Below are 598 nucleotides of genomic sequence, written 5' to 3' on the forward strand. Positions count from 1 at the left end.
TCGTCAATTATTTATTCCATCTCCGTAAATAACCATGCAGATTATAACCATCAAAACAGTACAAGTAAATAAAATAATAACACCTTACTTTTTTGGCAATGAAATTATAACCAATAAAACTTATTAATAAAAATAATTCTTGAACAGTGAACTATAATATAATGAATATCTATTACCCCGCAGTAAAAAAGGCTCACCGATTCTGTGAGCCTTTTTTATTATTCATTTTAACTTTTATTTTTGCGAATTAATTATGCAAACTGCACCTTACCCACAGTGGTATCTGCCCACGCCGTTGCCATGACTATTTTCTCCTGACTCGCCAGATTGTCAATAAAGCCATTATCTCCCACGGTGGGCGCAAAACTGCTCATTGCCTGGATTAGGGTATCAACCGCATTATCTGACAGCGCAGTAAACTCCCGCTCCCCCGAGGCATTCTTATCCCTCATCTGCACCACCAGTTTGGCTCGGTTACCATTAAAGTAATCACTAAAGGTGACTGACCCTGTTGATTCAAAGACGCCCTGCGCAGTTTTATCCTCAATATGACGGTTTACTGATAACACCAGATCATATCCACTGCGCTGGAACCACA

1 protein-coding gene is annotated in these 598 nt (G+C 39.1%); it reads right to left on the reverse strand.

The features are described 5' to 3' along the window. Positions 1-251 precede the first annotated feature (251 nt). On the reverse strand, positions 252-598 hold a 347-nt coding region (locus AACQ38_RS23845), incomplete at its 5' end, for a hypothetical protein (RefSeq protein WP_165579253.1).

Source organism: Photorhabdus sp. RW14-46 (assembly GCF_963887965.1).
Taxonomy (GTDB): Bacteria; Pseudomonadota; Gammaproteobacteria; order Enterobacterales; family Enterobacteriaceae; genus Photorhabdus; species Photorhabdus laumondii.